At 71.0% G+C, this 15,905-nt stretch carries 12 protein-coding genes; 4 read left to right on the plus strand and 8 right to left on the minus strand.

Annotated features, from left to right (window positions below):
- Positions 1-7: 7 nt before the first annotated feature.
- Together AB0M83_RS11725 and AB0M83_RS11730 are read right to left on the minus strand one after the other, a co-directional pair.
- On the minus strand, positions 8-598 hold the full coding sequence (locus tag AB0M83_RS11725) for a hypothetical protein (RefSeq protein ID WP_364515961.1): 591 nt from the start codon (positions 596-598) through the stop codon (positions 8-10).
- 29 nt (positions 599-627) lie between these two features.
- Positions 628-3,342, minus strand: coding sequence for an HAD-IC family P-type ATPase (locus AB0M83_RS11730; RefSeq protein ID WP_364515963.1), 2,715 nt, complete (start codon positions 3,340-3,342; stop codon positions 628-630).
- 285 nt (positions 3,343-3,627) lie between these two features.
- Here AB0M83_RS11730 and AB0M83_RS11735 point away from each other — a divergent pair, with 285 nt between their 5' ends.
- From AB0M83_RS11735 to AB0M83_RS11745, 3 genes are all read left to right on the plus strand, one after another.
- Positions 3,628-4,746 (plus strand): acetate kinase, encoded by a 1,119-nt coding sequence (locus AB0M83_RS11735; protein WP_364515964.1) that lies wholly within the window; start codon positions 3,628-3,630, stop codon positions 4,744-4,746.
- 64 nt (positions 4,747-4,810) lie between these two features.
- Positions 4,811-5,425 carry a CBS domain-containing protein gene (locus AB0M83_RS11740; RefSeq protein WP_364515966.1) on the plus strand — a complete coding sequence of 205 codons (615 nt, stop codon included), beginning with the start codon at positions 4,811-4,813 and terminating at the stop codon, positions 5,423-5,425.
- Positions 5,426-5,460: 35 nt separating this feature from the next.
- Entirely contained in the window at positions 5,461-7,878 is a 2,418-nt protein-coding gene (locus AB0M83_RS11745; protein WP_364515968.1) for a phosphoketolase family protein, read from the plus strand.
- Positions 7,879-8,032: 154 nt separating this feature from the next.
- Here AB0M83_RS11745 and AB0M83_RS11750 read toward each other — a convergent pair whose 3' ends face one another.
- The 6 genes from AB0M83_RS11750 to AB0M83_RS11775 form a co-directional block, all read right to left on the minus strand.
- Positions 8,033-8,902 (minus strand): hypothetical protein, encoded by an 870-nt coding sequence (locus tag AB0M83_RS11750; RefSeq protein ID WP_364515970.1) that lies wholly within the window; start codon positions 8,900-8,902, stop codon positions 8,033-8,035.
- Between the two features lie 312 nt (positions 8,903-9,214).
- Positions 9,215-10,201, minus strand: a complete 987-nt coding sequence (locus AB0M83_RS11755) for an AI-2E family transporter (protein ID WP_364515972.1) — start codon at positions 10,199-10,201, stop codon at positions 9,215-9,217.
- Between the two features lie 488 nt (positions 10,202-10,689).
- Positions 10,690-11,151: a VOC family protein gene (locus tag AB0M83_RS11760; protein WP_364515974.1), complete on the minus strand. Its 462-nt coding sequence runs from the start codon at positions 11,149-11,151 to the stop codon at positions 10,690-10,692.
- A 110-nt stretch (positions 11,152-11,261) separates the two neighbouring features.
- The gene (locus AB0M83_RS11765) at positions 11,262-12,596 is read right to left on the minus strand and encodes an enolase C-terminal domain-like protein (protein WP_364515976.1); all 1,335 of its coding nucleotides are present in this window, start codon (positions 12,594-12,596) and stop codon (positions 11,262-11,264) included.
- A gap of 23 nt (positions 12,597-12,619) precedes the next feature.
- A complete protein-coding gene (locus tag AB0M83_RS11770) occupies positions 12,620-13,957 on the minus strand; it encodes a gluconate:H+ symporter (protein WP_364515978.1) in 1,338 nt (445 codons plus the stop codon).
- 45 nt (positions 13,958-14,002) lie between these two features.
- Positions 14,003-14,965, minus strand: a complete 963-nt coding sequence (locus AB0M83_RS11775) for a 5-dehydro-4-deoxyglucarate dehydratase (protein WP_364515980.1) — start codon at positions 14,963-14,965, stop codon at positions 14,003-14,005.
- Positions 14,966-15,069: 104 nt separating this feature from the next.
- On the opposite strand from AB0M83_RS11775, the gene AB0M83_RS11780 reads away from it, so the two are divergent.
- Positions 15,070-15,873 carry an IclR family transcriptional regulator gene (locus tag AB0M83_RS11780; RefSeq protein ID WP_364515982.1) on the plus strand — a complete coding sequence of 268 codons (804 nt, stop codon included), beginning with the start codon at positions 15,070-15,072 and terminating at the stop codon, positions 15,871-15,873.
- Positions 15,874-15,905: the final 32 nt, after the last annotated feature.

The following is a 15,905-nucleotide window of genomic DNA, read 5'->3' on the forward strand; positions in this document are numbered from 1 at the left end:
GCGGTGCTCAGCGAAGCCAGGTGTTGCGCCGGACGAGTTCCAGCTTCGCCCAGCGGCGGCCCAGGCCCCAGGTGTCGCCGGCCGCGAAGGCGGCCAGGACGACGATCGCGACGAGGTACACGAGGTGGTAGTCGAGCAAGGGGTTGGTCGAGGAGGTGGCCGTGCCGTCCGAGGCCGTGCGGGCGAGCGGCCATTCGGCGATCCACATCAGGGCGAGCAGGACCGTGGCCGCGACGGCGGCCGGGCGCAGGCCCACCCCGAGCAGCAGCGCGAGCCCGATGCCGAGCAGGGCCAGCATGAACAGCCCGTCGGCCCAGCCGGTGCCCGCCCAGTCCCGGAGCATCGACTGCAGCGGGCCGACCTGCACGTGGCCCAGGAATCCCTTGGTCGGTGACCCGCCGCCGATCCAGGCCTGCGCGGAGCTCGTGGCGTAGCCCAACCCGAACGTCTTGTCGAAGAACGCCCACAGGAACGTCAAGCCCAGGACGATGCGCAGGACGGCCAGCGCCGGGCGGCGACCCGGTTCGGCCGCCGCGCCCGCCGGCCGGCCGGAGAGGAACGATTCCTGCATGGACTGACCGCGGTCCCGGATGGACATGAGGGGCTCCTTTGGTGTCACCCGGAGTATCAGCCCTCGTGGCGGCCCGGCGCTGGTGCCGAAGTCCCCTTTTCGAAAGGTCTTCGGGAACCGGACCCGCGGCGCCGGGGACGCCAGAGGAACTTGTCGAGCTCGGCGACCAGGAACGTCGTGGCGGCGAGGCCGAGCACCAGCAGCCAGCTCCCGACGGTCAGCGGCGCGGTGTGGAACAGCTCGTTCATCACCGGGAGGTAGAGGATCGACACCTGCAGCACGACCATCACGGCGACCCCTCCGAGCACCCAGGGGTTCCACCCCGTCGGCCGGAACCGGTCGAGGGACCGGCAGCTGAACAGGTAGGCGATCTGCGCGAAGACGAACACGGTGACCGTGATCGAGCGTGCTTCCGTGACGGCCGCCCCGGCGCGCAACTGCCAGGTGAACACCGCGAACGAACCCGCGACGAGGATGACCGACACGAGCGTGATCCGCCGGAGCAGGTCGGCGGTCATCAGCGCCTGGCCCGGTGGGCGGGGGCGGCGGGCCATGATGCCCGTTTCCTTCGGTTCGAACGCCAGCGCGAGGCCGAGGAAGACCGCGGTGGTCATGTTGATCCACAGCACCTGGACCGGCAACATCGGCAGCTGCGCGCCGAGCACGATCGCGACCAGGATGACCAGTCCCTCGGCGATGTTGGTCGGCAGCGTCCAGGCCATGAACTTGCGGATGTTGTCGAACACCGCGCGGCCTTCTTCGACGGCGGCCTCGATGGTCGCGAAGTCGTCGTTGGCCAGGACCATGTCGGCGGCTTCCTTGGCGACTTCGGTCCCGCTGCGGCCCATCGCGACGCCGATGTCGGCCTTGCGCAGGGCGGGTGCGTCGTTCACGCCGTCACCGGTCATCGCGACCACGTTGCCGCGCTGCTGCAGGAGGGTGACCAGCCGCAGTTTCTGCTCCGGGGAGACGCGGGCGAACACGTCCACGCCGGCGAGGGTGTCGTCCGGGGTGGCGGCGATTTCGGCACCGGTGAGGACCACCGGTTCCCCGTCGGCCAGCGCGAAGTTCCGGGCGATCGCCCGGGCGGTTTCGCCGTGGTCGCCGGTGATCATCTTGACCGCGATCCCGGCTCGCCGGCACGCCGCCACGGCGGCCACCGCGGCCGGACGGGGTGGGTCGTGCATGGCCTGGAAGCCGACGAGGGTCAGCCCGTCCGGAGGCGTGCCCGCCGGAAAGGCGGTTTCGCCCGCCGGGGTGAACGTCGCGAAAGCCAGTACCCGCAGTCCGCGGCGGGCGAGGGCTTCCGCGGTCTCCCGTTGCCCCTCCGCGAGCGGCTCGGCGGTGCCGTCCTCGCAAAGCTGGTCGTGGCACCGGGCGAGCACCTTTTCGGGAGCTCCCTTCAGGTATCCGGTCAGCCGGCCGTCCGCGCTTCGGTGCACCGTGGCCATCAGGTTCCGCCCGGACTCGAAGGGCAGCACGTCGACGCGCGGCCGGGCCGACCGTTCCGCGCCGGCGTCCAGCCCGGCTTCCCGTGCCGCGGTGAGGAGGGCGGTTTCGGTCGGATCGCCGGTCGCCGCGGTCGTGCCGTCGGCGGGTTGCGCCTCGTTGCAGAGGACCCCGGTGAGCAGGCACTCCCGCAGGGCCGGCGGGAGCGGGCCGCCGCCGGTCCACTCGTGGGTGCGGCCGCCGGCGACCACGGTGGTCACCGTCATCCGGTTGGTGGTGAGGGTGCCGGTCTTGTCGGTGCAGACGACCGTGGTGCTGCCGAGGGTCTCCACCGACGGCAGCCGCCGGACGATCGCGCCGCGCCGGGCCATCCGGACGACGCCGATCGCCAGGACGATCGACACCGCGGCCGGCAGGCCTTCGGGGATCGCCCCGACCGCCATCGTCACCGCCGCGGTGAACATCTCTCCGGCCCGGTAGCCCCGCAGCAGGCCGATGCCGAACAGGACGACCGCCAGCGCCACGATGCCGACCGAGAGCCGGCGGCTGAACCCGGCGAGCTTGCGGGTCAACGGCGTGGTCGGCACCCCGGTGGCGGTCATGAGCTGGTTGATCAGCCCCAGTTCGGTGCCGGCGCCGATCGCTACGACGACGGCGGTGCCCTCGCCCCGCGTCACCACGGTGCCCGCGTGCGCGATGTTCCGCCGATCGGCGAGCGCGGTGGCCCGGGGGAGTGCGCCCGGCACCTTCGTGACGGGTGCGGCCTCACCGGTGAGCGCGGATTCGTCGATCTGCAGTGTGTGCGCCGAGAGCAGGAGCGCGTCCGCCGCGACCTTGTCCCCGGCGCGGAGAAGCACGAGATCCCCGGTGGCCAGTTTCTCGGCTGACAGCCGGATCGGTGCACCGTCGCGCACCACCCGGACCTCGGTGGTCACCATGCCGGCCAGCGCGGCGAGCGCGTGTTCGGCCCGCGACTCCTGGAGCAGCCCGACGACCGCGTTGAGCAGCACCACGGCGAAGATGACGCTCGAGTCGACCAGCTGGCCGAGGCTGAGGGTCACGGCGGCCGAGGCGAGCAGGACGTAGACGAGCGGATCCTTGAACTGGCGGAAGAACCGGCCGAGTGCGCTGGTGGGACGGCCGGTCGGGAGCACGTTCAGTCCGTTGTGGACGTTCCGGGCGGTGGCCTCGGCTTCGGTGAGCCCAGCTTGCTCGTCGGTCCCGAGCAGGGTGATCGTTTCGGCCGCGTCGAGCGCGTGCGCCGGTGCGCGGACGGCGGTGCCGACGCGCTCAGCCGGCCGGGCCGGTGCCGGCACTCGCATGATCGGTTCCCTTCGACGGCTCTGGCGGACCTTTCGTCCCGATCGTCCCGGTGATCGTGGTGCCGGGCACAGGGCCGAACTGCTCCACGTCCGAGGTCGGACGGCCTCAAGCTCGTCGACGGCGATGGCCGGGCGCGTAGGGTGCGAGGTGAGTGCCCCGGACCCGGCGCGACGACCAGCCGATCGAGGAGCACCCATGGCACCCGTCGATCTCGCGGGAATCGCCGAGCCGCATCGCAGCGCGGTGACCGCCGGCATCGAGAGCGCGGCGGAAGCCGGTGCCCGATGCGGGTCCTGACGGTGAACCCCGGCTCGTCGAGCGTCAAGCTGTCGGTCGTCGACGACGGCCGGGAGGTCGACCGGGCCACCGTCGGCGCCGCGTCCGCCGCCCAGACCCGGCAGCCGCTGGCCGACCTGGTGGTCCGGCGGCAGCCGATCGACGCGGCCGGGGTGCGGTTCGTGCACGGCGGCCCGAGCACCCACCCGGTCCCGCTGGACCAGGCGGAAACCGCGCGGCTGACCGCCTTGGCCCCGCTGGCGCCACTGCACCAGCCGCTGTCGCTGGAACTGGCCGCGGTGGTCGCGGAGATCGTGCCGGGGCCGGTGTACGCGTGTTTCGACACTGCTTTCCACGCGCTGATGCCGGAAGCCGCAGCCCGCTACGCGTTGCCGAAGAGCTGGGTTCGCGAGCACGCACTGCGGCGCTACGGCTTCCACGGTCTCTCTTGCGCGTCCGCCCTGCGCCGCACGGCCGAGCTGCTCGACCGGGACCACACCGAGCTGCAGCTGGTCTGCTGCCACATCGGGGCCGGCGTTTCGGTGACCGCCGTCCGCGACGGCCACGGCGTGGACACGTCGATGGGCTTCACCCCGCTGGAGGGGGCGGTCATGGCCACCCGCTCCGGCAGCGTCGACCCGGGTCTGCTCCTCTACCTCCTGCGCTCCGGCGTCACCGACGCCGCCGGGCTCGACGACGCGCTCGACCGCCGGAGCGGCCTGGCCGGGATGACCGGCACCGGCGGCGACGTGCGCGACGTGCTGGCCGCGCGGGACCGAGGCGACCCGGACGCCCGCACCGCGATCGAGGTCTACCTGCACCGGTTGCGCCGGGAGATCGGGGCGATGGCGGCGTCCCTCGACCGCCTGGACGCGCTGGTGTTCACCGGCGGCGTCGCGGAACACCAGCCGGCCCTGCTGGCCGAGCTCTGCGGAGGGCTGGGGATCTTCGGCGTGCGGGTCGTGCCCGGTCTCCTGGCCGCCGCAGGGGACCGGCAGATCGGCCGGGCGCACGAGCCCGTGCGGGTGCTGGTCGTGACCGCGCGCGAGGATCTGGAGATCGCCCGGCAGACGACCCTCGCGATGGCCGCCCGGGCCGCGGGTGCCGGTGGACCTCGCGATCGGTGACGAACGACCGCAGCGCGCCCGGCGGGGTCGGGCCTAGCGTCAGGGGCGACGAAAGAGGACTTCGATGCAAGCACGCGACATCATGAGCAGCCCCGTCGTCTCGGTGACCCCGGACATGACGGTGAAGTACGCCGCGAACCTGTTGTCCGCCCACGGCTTCACCGCGCTCCCGGTCCTCGACGAAGACGGCCGGCTCATCGGCGTGGTGACCGAGGCGGACCTCGTGCGGGACCGGTTCCCGCGCGACGCCCGGTACCACCCGGCCGAAGGCACCGGCCCGGCCGATCCGCGGAAGCCGCCGGCCGGGACCGTGGGCGGGGTGATGACCACTCCGGCCGTCGAGATGAGCGCCGGCACCGACGTGGTGGACCTGGTACGGGTCCTGCTCGAGGATCGGATCCGCAGCATGCCGATCGTCGACGGCGCCCACGTCGTCGGCGTCGTCACCCGCCGCGACCTCGTCCGGGCGCTCGCCCGCGACGACGACGTCATTTCGGCGGACGTCCGCCATCAGCTGTCGATCTACGGCGGCCCGGCGCGGTGGACCGTCCAGGTCCACGACGGCGCGGTCGAAGTCGTGGACGCGTTCGACGACGAGACCGACCGGCACGTCGCGACCGTGCTGGCCCAGGCGGTGCCGGGCGTGACCGCGGTCCGCGTCACCGGTACGACCGGCTGAGAACCGGCCCGACACACTTCCGGAAGGCCACGGCGATGCAGCAGTCCACGACCCTGACCGGCACCACTCCCACGACTTCGCCGTACGACGAGCACGAGCGGGACCTGGACCTGAGGTGGTGGGCCGCGGCGAACTACCTGACCGTCGCCCAGATCTACCTGCAGGACAACCCGCTGCTGCGCGAACCCCTCTCCGTGGAGGACATCAAGCCGCGCCTGCTCGGCCACTGGGGCACCAGCCCGGGGCTGTCCATGATCTACACCCTGCTGAACCGGCTCATCCGCGACACCGGTTCCGACTGCGTCTACGTCGCCGGTCCCGGCCACGGCGGGCCGGCCCTGCTCGCGAACGCCTACCTCGAAGGCACCTACGGCGAGGCGTACCCCGCCGTCTCCGCCGACGTCGCCGGGCTGACCCGGCTGGTGCGGCAGTTCTCCACGCCCGGGGGCGTGCCGAGCCACGTCGGCGTCCAGACCCCCGGCAGCATCCACGAGGGCGGCGAACTCGGCTACTCCCTGGCCCACGCGGCCGGCGCCGCGTTCGACCACCCGGGCTTGATCGTGGCCTGCGTCGTCGGAGACGGCGAAGCGGAGACAGGACCCCTGGCGGGATCCTGGAAGATCCCTGCCTTCCTCAACGCCCGCCGCGACGGCGCCGTGCTGCCGATCCTGCACCTCAACGGGTACAAGATCGCCGGCCCGACGGTGCTCGGCCGGACCGACGACGCCGACGTCCTCGAGCTGCTCACCGCACAGGGCTGGGACCCGGTCCTCGTGTCCGGCGACGATCCCGCCGCCGTGTTCACCGAACTGCACGCCGCCCTCGCCGCCGCCCACGACCGGATCCGGGACAACCAGCGGCAGGCGCGCACCGGCTCGGCCGAGCCGTTCCGGGCGGTCCGCTGGCCGGCCATCGTCCTGCGCACCCCGAAGGGCTGGACCGGCCCGGACGTCGTCGACGGCCTCGCGATCGAAGGCACGTTCCGGGCGCACCAGGTGCCCCTGACGCAGGTCCGGGAGGACGTCGGGCACTTCCGGTTGCTGGAGCGGTGGCTGCGGTCCTACGCCCCGGAGACCCTGTTCGACGCCACCGGACGGCTCGTCCCGGAACTGGCCGCGCTCGCCCCGGTCGGGGACAAGCGGATGTCCGCCAGCCCGTACGCCAACGGCGGCCGGCTGCTGGAACGGCTCGACATCCCCACCCTCGACCAGTACGCCGTCGCCGTGCCGGCGCCCGGTGTCGTGCACCACGGCAACACCCGCCCGTTCGGTGAGCTGCTGCGCGACGTCTACCGCGCCAGTACCCGGGAATCCGACGGCGGCGGCACGTTCCGGTTGTTCTGCCCGGACGAGACGGCCAGCAACCGGCTCGGCGCCGTCTTCGAGGCCACCGATCGCTGCCTGCAGGCACCGATCCTCACCACCGACGACCACGTCTCACCCGAAGGCCGGGTCATGGAGGTGCTCTCGGAGCACCTGTGCCAAGGCTGGCTGGAGGGCTACCTGCTTTCGGGGCGGCACGGCGTGTTCGCGACCTACGAAGCGTTCGCGATGGTGTCGGCGTCGATGCTGGTCCAGCACGCCAAGTGGCTGCAGCACGCCGCGGACCTGCCCTGGCGGCGTTCGGTCGCGTCGCTCAACGTCCTGTTGACCTCGACCTGCTGGCGCAACGACAACAACGGTTTCTCGCACCAGGGGCCGGGCCTGATCGACATCGCCATCCCGCTCGCTCCCGGCGTCGTGCGCGTCTGGTTCCCGCCGGACGCCAACACCACCCTCTCGGTGGCGGACCACTGCTTGCGCAGCCGCGACCACGTCAACCTGATCGTCGCCGACAAGCAGGAGCACGTGCAGTACCTCGACCTCGAGGAAGCGGCCGCGCACTGCGCCGCCGGAGCGTCCACATGGGACTGGGCCGGCACCGAGACGTCCGACGGCGAACCCGACGTCGTGCTCGCCGCCGCCGGTGACGTGCCGACGCTGGAGGTCCTGGCCGCCGCCCGGCTGCTCCGCGACCACGTCCCGTACCTGCGGGTGCGGGTGGTCAACGTGGTCGACCTGATGGGCCTGCTCCCGCCCGGCGACCACCCGCACGGATTCGGCGAGCGGAAGTTCGAGCGGCTGTTCACCGCGACCGCCGACGTCGTGTTCGCCTTCCACGGCTATCCCCGGGCCGTGCACCAGCTGCTGCACGGCCGCCCGGATCCCGGTCGCTTCCACGTTCGCGGCTACACCGAGCAGGGCACGACCACCACCCCGTTCGACATGGTCGTGCTCAACCGGATGAGCCGCTACCACCTCGTCCTCGAAGCACTGCGCAGATCCGCCCGGGTGCCGGAAGGCGGGGCGGCGCTGGCCGAGCACTGCCACGCCATGCTGGCCCGCCACCACGGCTACATCCGCGAACACTTCGAGGACATGCCGGAAATCCGCGGTTGGACCTGGGCCGGCTGACCGGCGCCGGGTTCAGCTCAGGAGAGAGAGCCGGACGGGAAGGGTCCGCCGTCCGGCTCCGCCCTCCAGCTTGACGGCGAGCACCCGCATTCGCGTGCCTGGGAAGGAAGTCGGCCCGACTCGGCAGCCGGATGCCGCGCCCCGCGGCCGAGGATCAGCCGGTGCAGTTGGGGACTGCGGGGACGCTGCCGACGCAGTTGTTCGGGGTGTTGGCGGTGATGGGTGAGTTGGTCGTGGTCATGGTGCCGCCCTGGCGGTAGACGCCGCCGGCGGAGCCCAAGAGCAGCAGTGCGTGGTTGTTGGTGACGGCGGTCTGGGTGAGGGTCGTCGCGGTGGAGCCGACGGCGGAGATTCCGCCGCCCCGGCCCGCATTGTTGCCGGTGATGAACAGGGGGCTGCCGGAAACGCCGGTGACCGTCAGCGAGCCTCGGAGGCCGTTGTAGATGGCGCCGCCGTCGCCGAGCAGCGTGCTGTTGCCGGACAACGGGCTGTTGGTGAACGTCGCGGCAGGTGCGGTGCCGGACGGGGTGTCGGCGTTGGCGAGGCCGCCGCCGTTGCCCGAGGCGGTGTTGCCGGTCAGGGTGCTTCCGGTGAGGGTGACCGCGCCGCGGTTGAGGATGCCACCACCGTCGCCGAGGACGTTGCCGCGGGTGAACGCGACGCCGGTGGTGAGCGTGAGACTGCCGGTCGGGCCGACCTCGGCGATGCGGAACATCCCCAGGCCGAGCAGCGAGGCGTTGGTGACGGTCGCGGGGCCGACCATCTCGATCGGGGTGGTGATCACCGGCAGCGCGTTCGCCGCGCCGCCGTGGGCGGTGGTGATGCCGTAGGTGCAGCCACCCGCCAGGACGAGGGTGTCCGAGGTGGGGGTGGAGTTGGCCAGGTTCACCGCCGCGACCAGAGCGTTTTCGCTGCAGGCCACCGGAATGGTGATGGCCAGCGCGGCCGGGGCCAGAGCGACCAGGCTTCCGGTCGCGATGGTGGCCCCGAACAGGACCCGGACAATGGTGCGGATACGTCGCATGACGATTTCTTTTCCTGGAAATGCTGGGAACGACCCGCCGGCGCGGTGTGCCGGCGGTGAGAAATACGTAAACGGTGCGTGATCTGATCCACGCGAAAGGACCCCGGTTTTGGCGTCCGCTTGTGTGATCGCGGATTTTTTGCGGCACCGGGGTCCAGGGTTGCAACCGTCAACCTACTCTTTGGTCCGGGTGAGGGATACCCCAGGCCCCCGGATGGGGGTATTCCCGGTGGGCGAGAATGGGTGCGGGTCCATTCTCGCCGATCACCGATGGCGAATCGGAAGTCGCGGGAATTGCTTTTACTTCGGGGGTCAGGTGCGGTCGAGGCGAGGGTGGAGCACCTCGCGCAGGAGCAGCAGGAGGGCGGCGGCGACCGGGATGGCGACGAGCGCGCCGATGACGCCGAGCAGCGCGCCGCCGACGATCACCGCGACGACCGTCACCAGTGCCGGGATCTTCACCGCGCCTCCGATGATCCGGGGGACCAGGAGGTAGTCCTCGAGGAGCCGGTAGACGACGAAGAAGCCGATCGTGCCCAGGCAGACGGGCAGTGACACCGTCAGGGCGACGAGACTGACCAGTACGCCACCGACGACCGAGCCGACGACCGGGATGAGGTCGAGGATGGCGACGGTGATGGCGAGCAGGGCGGGGTAGGGGACGTCGAAGATCAGCAGCCACAGCAGGGTGAGCACGCCCGCGATGACCGAGATCGCCAGGTTGCCCAGGACGTAGCCGCCGACCTTGGTGAAGATCTGATCTCCGAGGAGGATGGCCCGGGGCCGGCGTGAGCGCGGGAGCAGGCGGTAGGCGCCGGTGCGGATCCGGGGCAGGTCCGCGACGAAGTACACGGTCAGCACCACCAGGATGAGCACGTTGGTCAGCGCGCTGAACACGGCTTGGCCCGCACCGAGCAGGCCGCTGCCCAAGGCGGATCCACTGACCAGGCCTTCGACCTGTTGCTGGAGGTGGAACCGCTCGTTGAGCCGGCCCAGGAGCGTGCTGTGGTCCTGGGCTTCGCGCAGGTAGGCGGGTGCCTTGGCGATGAACTGGCTCGCCTGCTCGACCACGACCGGGATGGCGGCGGTGAGGAAGCCGCCGACGGCGAGCAGCCCGGCGACGAACACGGTCGTCACGGCGAGCCAGCGGGGAAAGCGGTGCCGGGTCAGCCACGCCACCGCGGGTTCGAGCCCGATGGCGAGGAACAGGGCGAGGCCGATGAGGACGAGGACGTCCTGGAGACCGACGATGACGCGGACGAGCCCGTAGGTGACCGCGACACCGGCGGCGGCTGTCATGCCGATCAGGAATGGCGAGCGCCGGTTGAGGGGTTTTCCGCTCGCGCCCAGGGGTTGTTCGGCGGTGCTGAGTTCGGCCGCGGTTGTTTCGTCGTCGGTGATGCCGCTCGGAGGTGGTGGGTTTTCCGGTGGAACCGGCACGTCGGGTGAGGACACGGGCAAAACCTCCAGGGAACCGGCGGCGCCGGGTGGGTGGACCGGCGCGTTCGCCGGAGGCTGCCGGCTCAACCGGTTCTCATCCAACCACGCCGGACCCCCGTCCGCGACGTTCGTGGTTCGCGCGGGACCACGATGGTCCGTTGTTGCACGGCCCAGTGGCTGAGGAGGCTGGTGACGCGTCGCGGCTCTTCGAGATCCGGGGCCGGCTCATCGCCAACGCCGGCGGCCAGGGCTTGCTGTGATTCGTCCTTTGTGGACCAGATGGTGACTGCCGGCAGTTGACGTGCCGTGGCGCGCTGACCGTGGCCGGGGCTACCTGTGCTTTGCCGTCAATCCAGGCAGAATTCGTTGCCTTCGGGGTCGGTCATCACGATGAACCCGGCGCTGAGCGGAGGTTCGGGCTCGAAGCGGCGTACCCGGGTCGCGCCGAGGGCGATCAGCCGCCGGCATTCCGCTTCGAGCGCCGCCATCCGCTCGTCGCCCTGCAGGCCCGGTGCGCTCCTGACATCGAGGTGGACTCGGTTCTTCGCGGTTTTGTCCTCCGGCACCTGCTGGAAGAACAGGCGCGGGCCCCGACCGTCGGGGTCTTCGACGGCGGAGCTGCTGTTGCGCTGGTCCTCCGGCACGCCGACCCGCTCGAGGAACTCATCCCACGCGGCGAAGGGGTCGGCGCCCTCGGGCAGCTCGACGCCGGGCGGTGCCGGGTGGACGTAGTCCAGCACCTCGCGCCAGAACGCCGAAAGCGCTCGGGGGTCGTGGGCGTCGAACGTGATCTGGACGTGCCGGCTCATCGGGGTCCTCCGTTGGTCGTCGTCGGGCTGACGTCGCCCATCCTGACATCCAAAGCGGACAGGCACGGTCCTCGATTGCGTCGCGGCCAGGCCGGTGGACACCCACCGGCCTAGCGCACCAGACAGGGACGTTTGCCGTCGAATTCCCAGCCGGGAACGAGGTAGCGCATGGCGATGGTGTCGTCGCGAGCGCCCAATGCCTTCTCTTGGTAGAGCTCGTGGGCCGCGAGGAGCCGGTCCCGGTCGAGCTGGATGCCCAGGCCGGGGGAGTCGGGAACGGCGATCTCGCCGCCGATGATGCGGGGTGGGGCGGTGGTGAGCCGCTCGCGGCCTTCCTGCCAGATCCAGTGCGTGTCGAGGGCGTTGTACTCACCCGGCGCCGCGGCGCCGCAGTGGGTGACCATCGCCAGCGAGATGTCGAAGTGGTTGTTGGAGTGGCAGCCCCAGGTCAGGCCCATCGCGTGGCACAGCTGCGCCACGCGCACCGAGCCCTGCATGGTCCAGAAGTGCGGGTCGGCCAGGGGAATGGAGACCGACTGCAGGGCGAGCGCGTGGGTCAGCTGCCGCCAGTCGGTGGCGATCATGTTCGTCGCGGTGGGCAGGCCGGTCGCGCGCCGGAACTCGGCGAGGATCTCGCGTCCGGAGTAGCCGCCCTCGGCGCCGCACGGGTCTTCGGCGTAGGCGAGGGTGCCCACCAGGGGCCGGCACAGCTCGATCGCCTCCCGCAGGGACCAGGCGCCGTTCGGGTCCAGTGTGATCCGGGCGTCGGGGAAGCGCTCCTTGAGCGCCAGCACGGCCTTGACCTCTTCGGTGCCTTCGAGGACACCGCCTTTGAGCTTGAAGTCGCGGAAGCCGTACCGGTCGTAGGCCGCTTCGGCCTGACGGACGATCGCGTCGGGCGTCAGGGCTTCCTCGTGCCGGATGCGGTACCAGTCCACGGCCGCGCCGGGTTCGCCGACGTAGTCGAGGTCCGTGCGGGCGGAGTCGCCGACGTAGAAGAGATAACCGAGGACGCGGACGGAGTCGCGTTGCCGCCCGTCACCGAGCAGGGCCGCGACCGGCACGTCGAGGTGCTGGCCCAGCAGGTCCAGCAGCGCCGCTTCGACGGCGGTCACCGCGTGCACGGTGGTGCGCAGGTCGAAGGTCTGGGCGCCCCGGCCGCCGGTGTCGCGGTCGGCGAACCGGTCGCCGATCTCCCGCAAGACGCGTTTGTAGTCGCCCACCTTCGCGCCGACGACGAGGGACTCGGCGTCACGCAGCGTCCGGGTGATCTGTTCGCCGCCCGGTACCTCGCCCAGGCCCGTGCGCCCTTCGGAGTCTTCGAGGACGACGATGTTGCGGGTGAAGTAGGGGCCGTGGGCGCCGGAGAGGTTCAGCTCCATGCAGTCCCGGCCGGCGACCGGGTAGACGGAGAAGGCGGTGACGATCGGCTGCTTGACGCTCATGGATGTCTTTCTGTGCCGGGGAATCAGATGTTGAGGGCGTTGAGGATGCCCTCGACGGCGAGGACGCCGCCGAGGCCGAGGATGGCGAGGACCGTGGTGTAGCTGGTCCGGACCTTGATGGCCTCGACCACCGAGAGGTTGAAGTATTCCTTGAACAGCCAGAAACCCGGGTCGTTGACGTGGGAGAAGGCGATCGAGCCGCAGGAGACGGCCAGCACCATCATTTCGGGGTGGATCCCGCTGCCCGCCACCAGCGGCAGCACCACGCCGGACGCGGTGACGACGGCGACCGTGGCCGAGCCGAGCGCCACGCGCAGGATGACCGCGATGAGCCACGCGAGGATGAGCGGTGAGATGGGCCAGCTGTGCGTGACGTCCTTGATGTAGTCGGAGATCCCGCCTTCGACGAGCACGTTCTTGAACGCACCGCCGGCGCCGATGACCAGCAGGATCATCGCCATCGCCTTGGCCGCCGACGCGCAGGAGCCGCCGACCTCTTCCAGGCTCCGGCCGATGCGCGGGCCGAACACCCAGATCGCCAGGAGCAGGGTGAGCAGGAGCGCGATCGGGGCGGAGCCGATGAAGGCGATCAAGTGCAGGAAGTGGCTGTCGCCGGGCACGGCCAGCTCGGTCACCGCGGCGCCGGCGATCAGCACCACGGGAAACAGTGCCACGCCCAGCGACCAGCCCAGGCCGGGCATTTCCTCGTCGGTGAACTCACGCTCGCCGACCAGGCCCGTGGGGACGGCGGGGTCCATCCGCTTGACGAACGGCAGCCGCGGCCACACCAGGGCGATGAGCGCACCGGCCGGGATGGCGATGAACAGACCGTAGAACAGCGTCAGTCCCACCGAAGCGTGGAAGGTCGCGGCGACGGCCGTCGGCCCGGGGTGGGGCGGCAGGAAGCTGTGCATGGTGGACAGGGCGATGGACATCGGCAGCCCCACCCACAGCAGTTTCTTGCCGGTGACGCGGACGAGGGTGAACGCGATGGGCACGATGATGACGAAGGCGACCTCGTAGAACATGGTCACGCCGATGAGCATGGACGTGACGACCATGGCGACCTGGACCCATCGCGGGCCGAAGGCGTCGAGGAGTTTTCCGGCGATCCGCTGGGCGGCGCCGGAATCGCCCATGACCCGGCCGACCATGGCGCCGAGGCCGATGGTGAGCATCGTGTCGCCGATCTGGTCACCGATGCCTTCGGAGAGGACGTCGGGGATCTTGACCAGCGGGATCCCCTGGACGATGGCGACCGCCACGGCGACGAGCAGCAGCGCGGCGAAACCGTTCAGCTTCAGCTTGGTCATCAGCAGGAGCAGGATCAGCACGCTGATCCCGACCACGATGAGCGGCATGGCAGTTCCCCTTTGAACTGTGGGTCGAGCTGAGGGCGGGTTTGGTCAGGCGAGCCGGCGTGCGGCGCCGACGAGGTCCAAGCCGGTGTCGAGCACTTCCGCCAGGTCGGCGAGGTCGCCCGGGCCCGGGTCGGTGAGCGGAGCGCGGACCGGGCCGACGGGCAGGCCGCGCAGCCGGGCGGCCGCCTTGACCAGCGAGACGGCGTAGCCGGGCACTCGATCGCGCAGTTCCACCAGGGGCACGTAGAACTCCCGCAGCAGCTGGTCGACGGCGTCGTCGTCGCGTGCGGTCAGTGCGGTGAAGAAGGCGTGCGCGATTTCCGGCGCGAAGGCGTGCACGGCCGAGGAATAAGCCGCGACGCCGACGGTGGCGTAGGCGCGGGCCTGGATTTCGGCGGTGGCCGCGCCGTTGAAGAACAGGAAGCCTTCCGGTGCGGCGAGGGTGAGGCGCTGGAGCCGGTCGAGGTCGCTGCGCCCGTCCTTGAGGCCGATCACGGCCGGGATCTCCGCGATCCGGCGCAGGCCGGCGGCGGTGAAGGAAACTTGGTCGCGCTGGTAGGCGATCAGCGGCAGGCGGGTGCCGTCGGCGACCCGGCGCAGCTGCTCCACCAGCCCGTCCTCCGGCGCGGTGACCAGGTAGTGGGGAAGCACCAGCAGGGCATCCGCCCCCGCGTCCTCCGCGATCCGGGCGAACCGCCGCGCCTGAGCCCAGCCGTAGCCGACGCCCGCGACCACCGGCATCCGGCCGTCGGCCACTTCGACCGCGCTCGTGACGACGGTGCGGTACTCGTCCTCGTCCAGTGCGCCGAACTCGCCCGTCCCGCACGCCGGGAACACGGCCCCCGGCCCGGCGGCGAACTGCGTGGCCAGGTACGTCCGGTACGCGTCCGGGTCGAGGTCGCCGTTGTCCCGGAAACTGGTGAGGGGAAAGGAAAGGACCCCGCCGGCCATCCCGTCGCGCAGCCGCTTGGCCACGGCCTCGGGTGCGTGTTCGGCGTTCAAGTACATGAACACATCCTTGTATGCAAACGACATCTACGTATGCAGATGGAGGGTAGGCGGGTGAACGCTTGGGGTCAATGGCCGCTCCGAGCGCGATCTACGATGAGGGCATGTCGGAGGGTGCGGAAGGCCAGGCCAGGGGAGTGCGTGGCGTGAAGTCGGCGGCCCGGACCGTCGCGCTGCTGGAGCTGCTGGCAGCGCGAGGCGATCGCCCGGCCCGCCTGGACGAGCTCGCCGCCGAGCTGGACGTGCCGCGCAGCAGCATGTACCAGCTGTTGCAGACCCTCGTCGACTGCCGCTGGGTGCGCACGGACGTCACCGGCTCCCTCTACGGGATCGGGATCCGGGCGCTGCTCACGGGCACGAGCTACCTCGACACCGACCGGCGGGTGCGCGTGATCCGCCCGTACCTGGACGAGGCCTCGGACGCACTCGGCGAGACGATCCACCTGGCCCGGTTCGACAGCCCGGACGTCGTCTACCTCGCGACCCGCGAATCCCACGAATACGTGCGCACGATAAACCGCGTCGGCCGCCGGGTCCCGGCCCACGCCGGCGCCCTCGGCAAAGCACTGCTCGCCGAACGTTCCGACGACGGACTCCCGCTCCCGGCCGAACCGTTCGCCGCGCTGACCGAGCACACCCACACCGACCGCGCGTCGCTGCTGGCCGACCTGGCGCAGGTGCGCGAGCGCGGATACTCGACCGAACACGAGGAAACGGTGCCGGGGATAGCGGGCTTCGGGTTCGCGTTGCGCTACGACAGCCCCGCGATCGACGCGATCAGCTGCTCGGTCCCGCTGGCCAGGCTTACCGTGGACCACGAAGCCCGCATCGTGGCGATCATGCGGGAGGTCCAGGCGAAGATCGAGACCCTTCTGGCGCCCGCTTCCGGGGCCCCCGACTGGCGTTGACCGGTTCCGGCGTGGTCACGAGGCAGGGCTCG

It is taken from the genome of Amycolatopsis sp. NPDC051106, from assembly GCF_040682775.1.
Lineage (GTDB): Bacteria > Actinomycetota > Actinomycetes > Mycobacteriales > Pseudonocardiaceae > Amycolatopsis.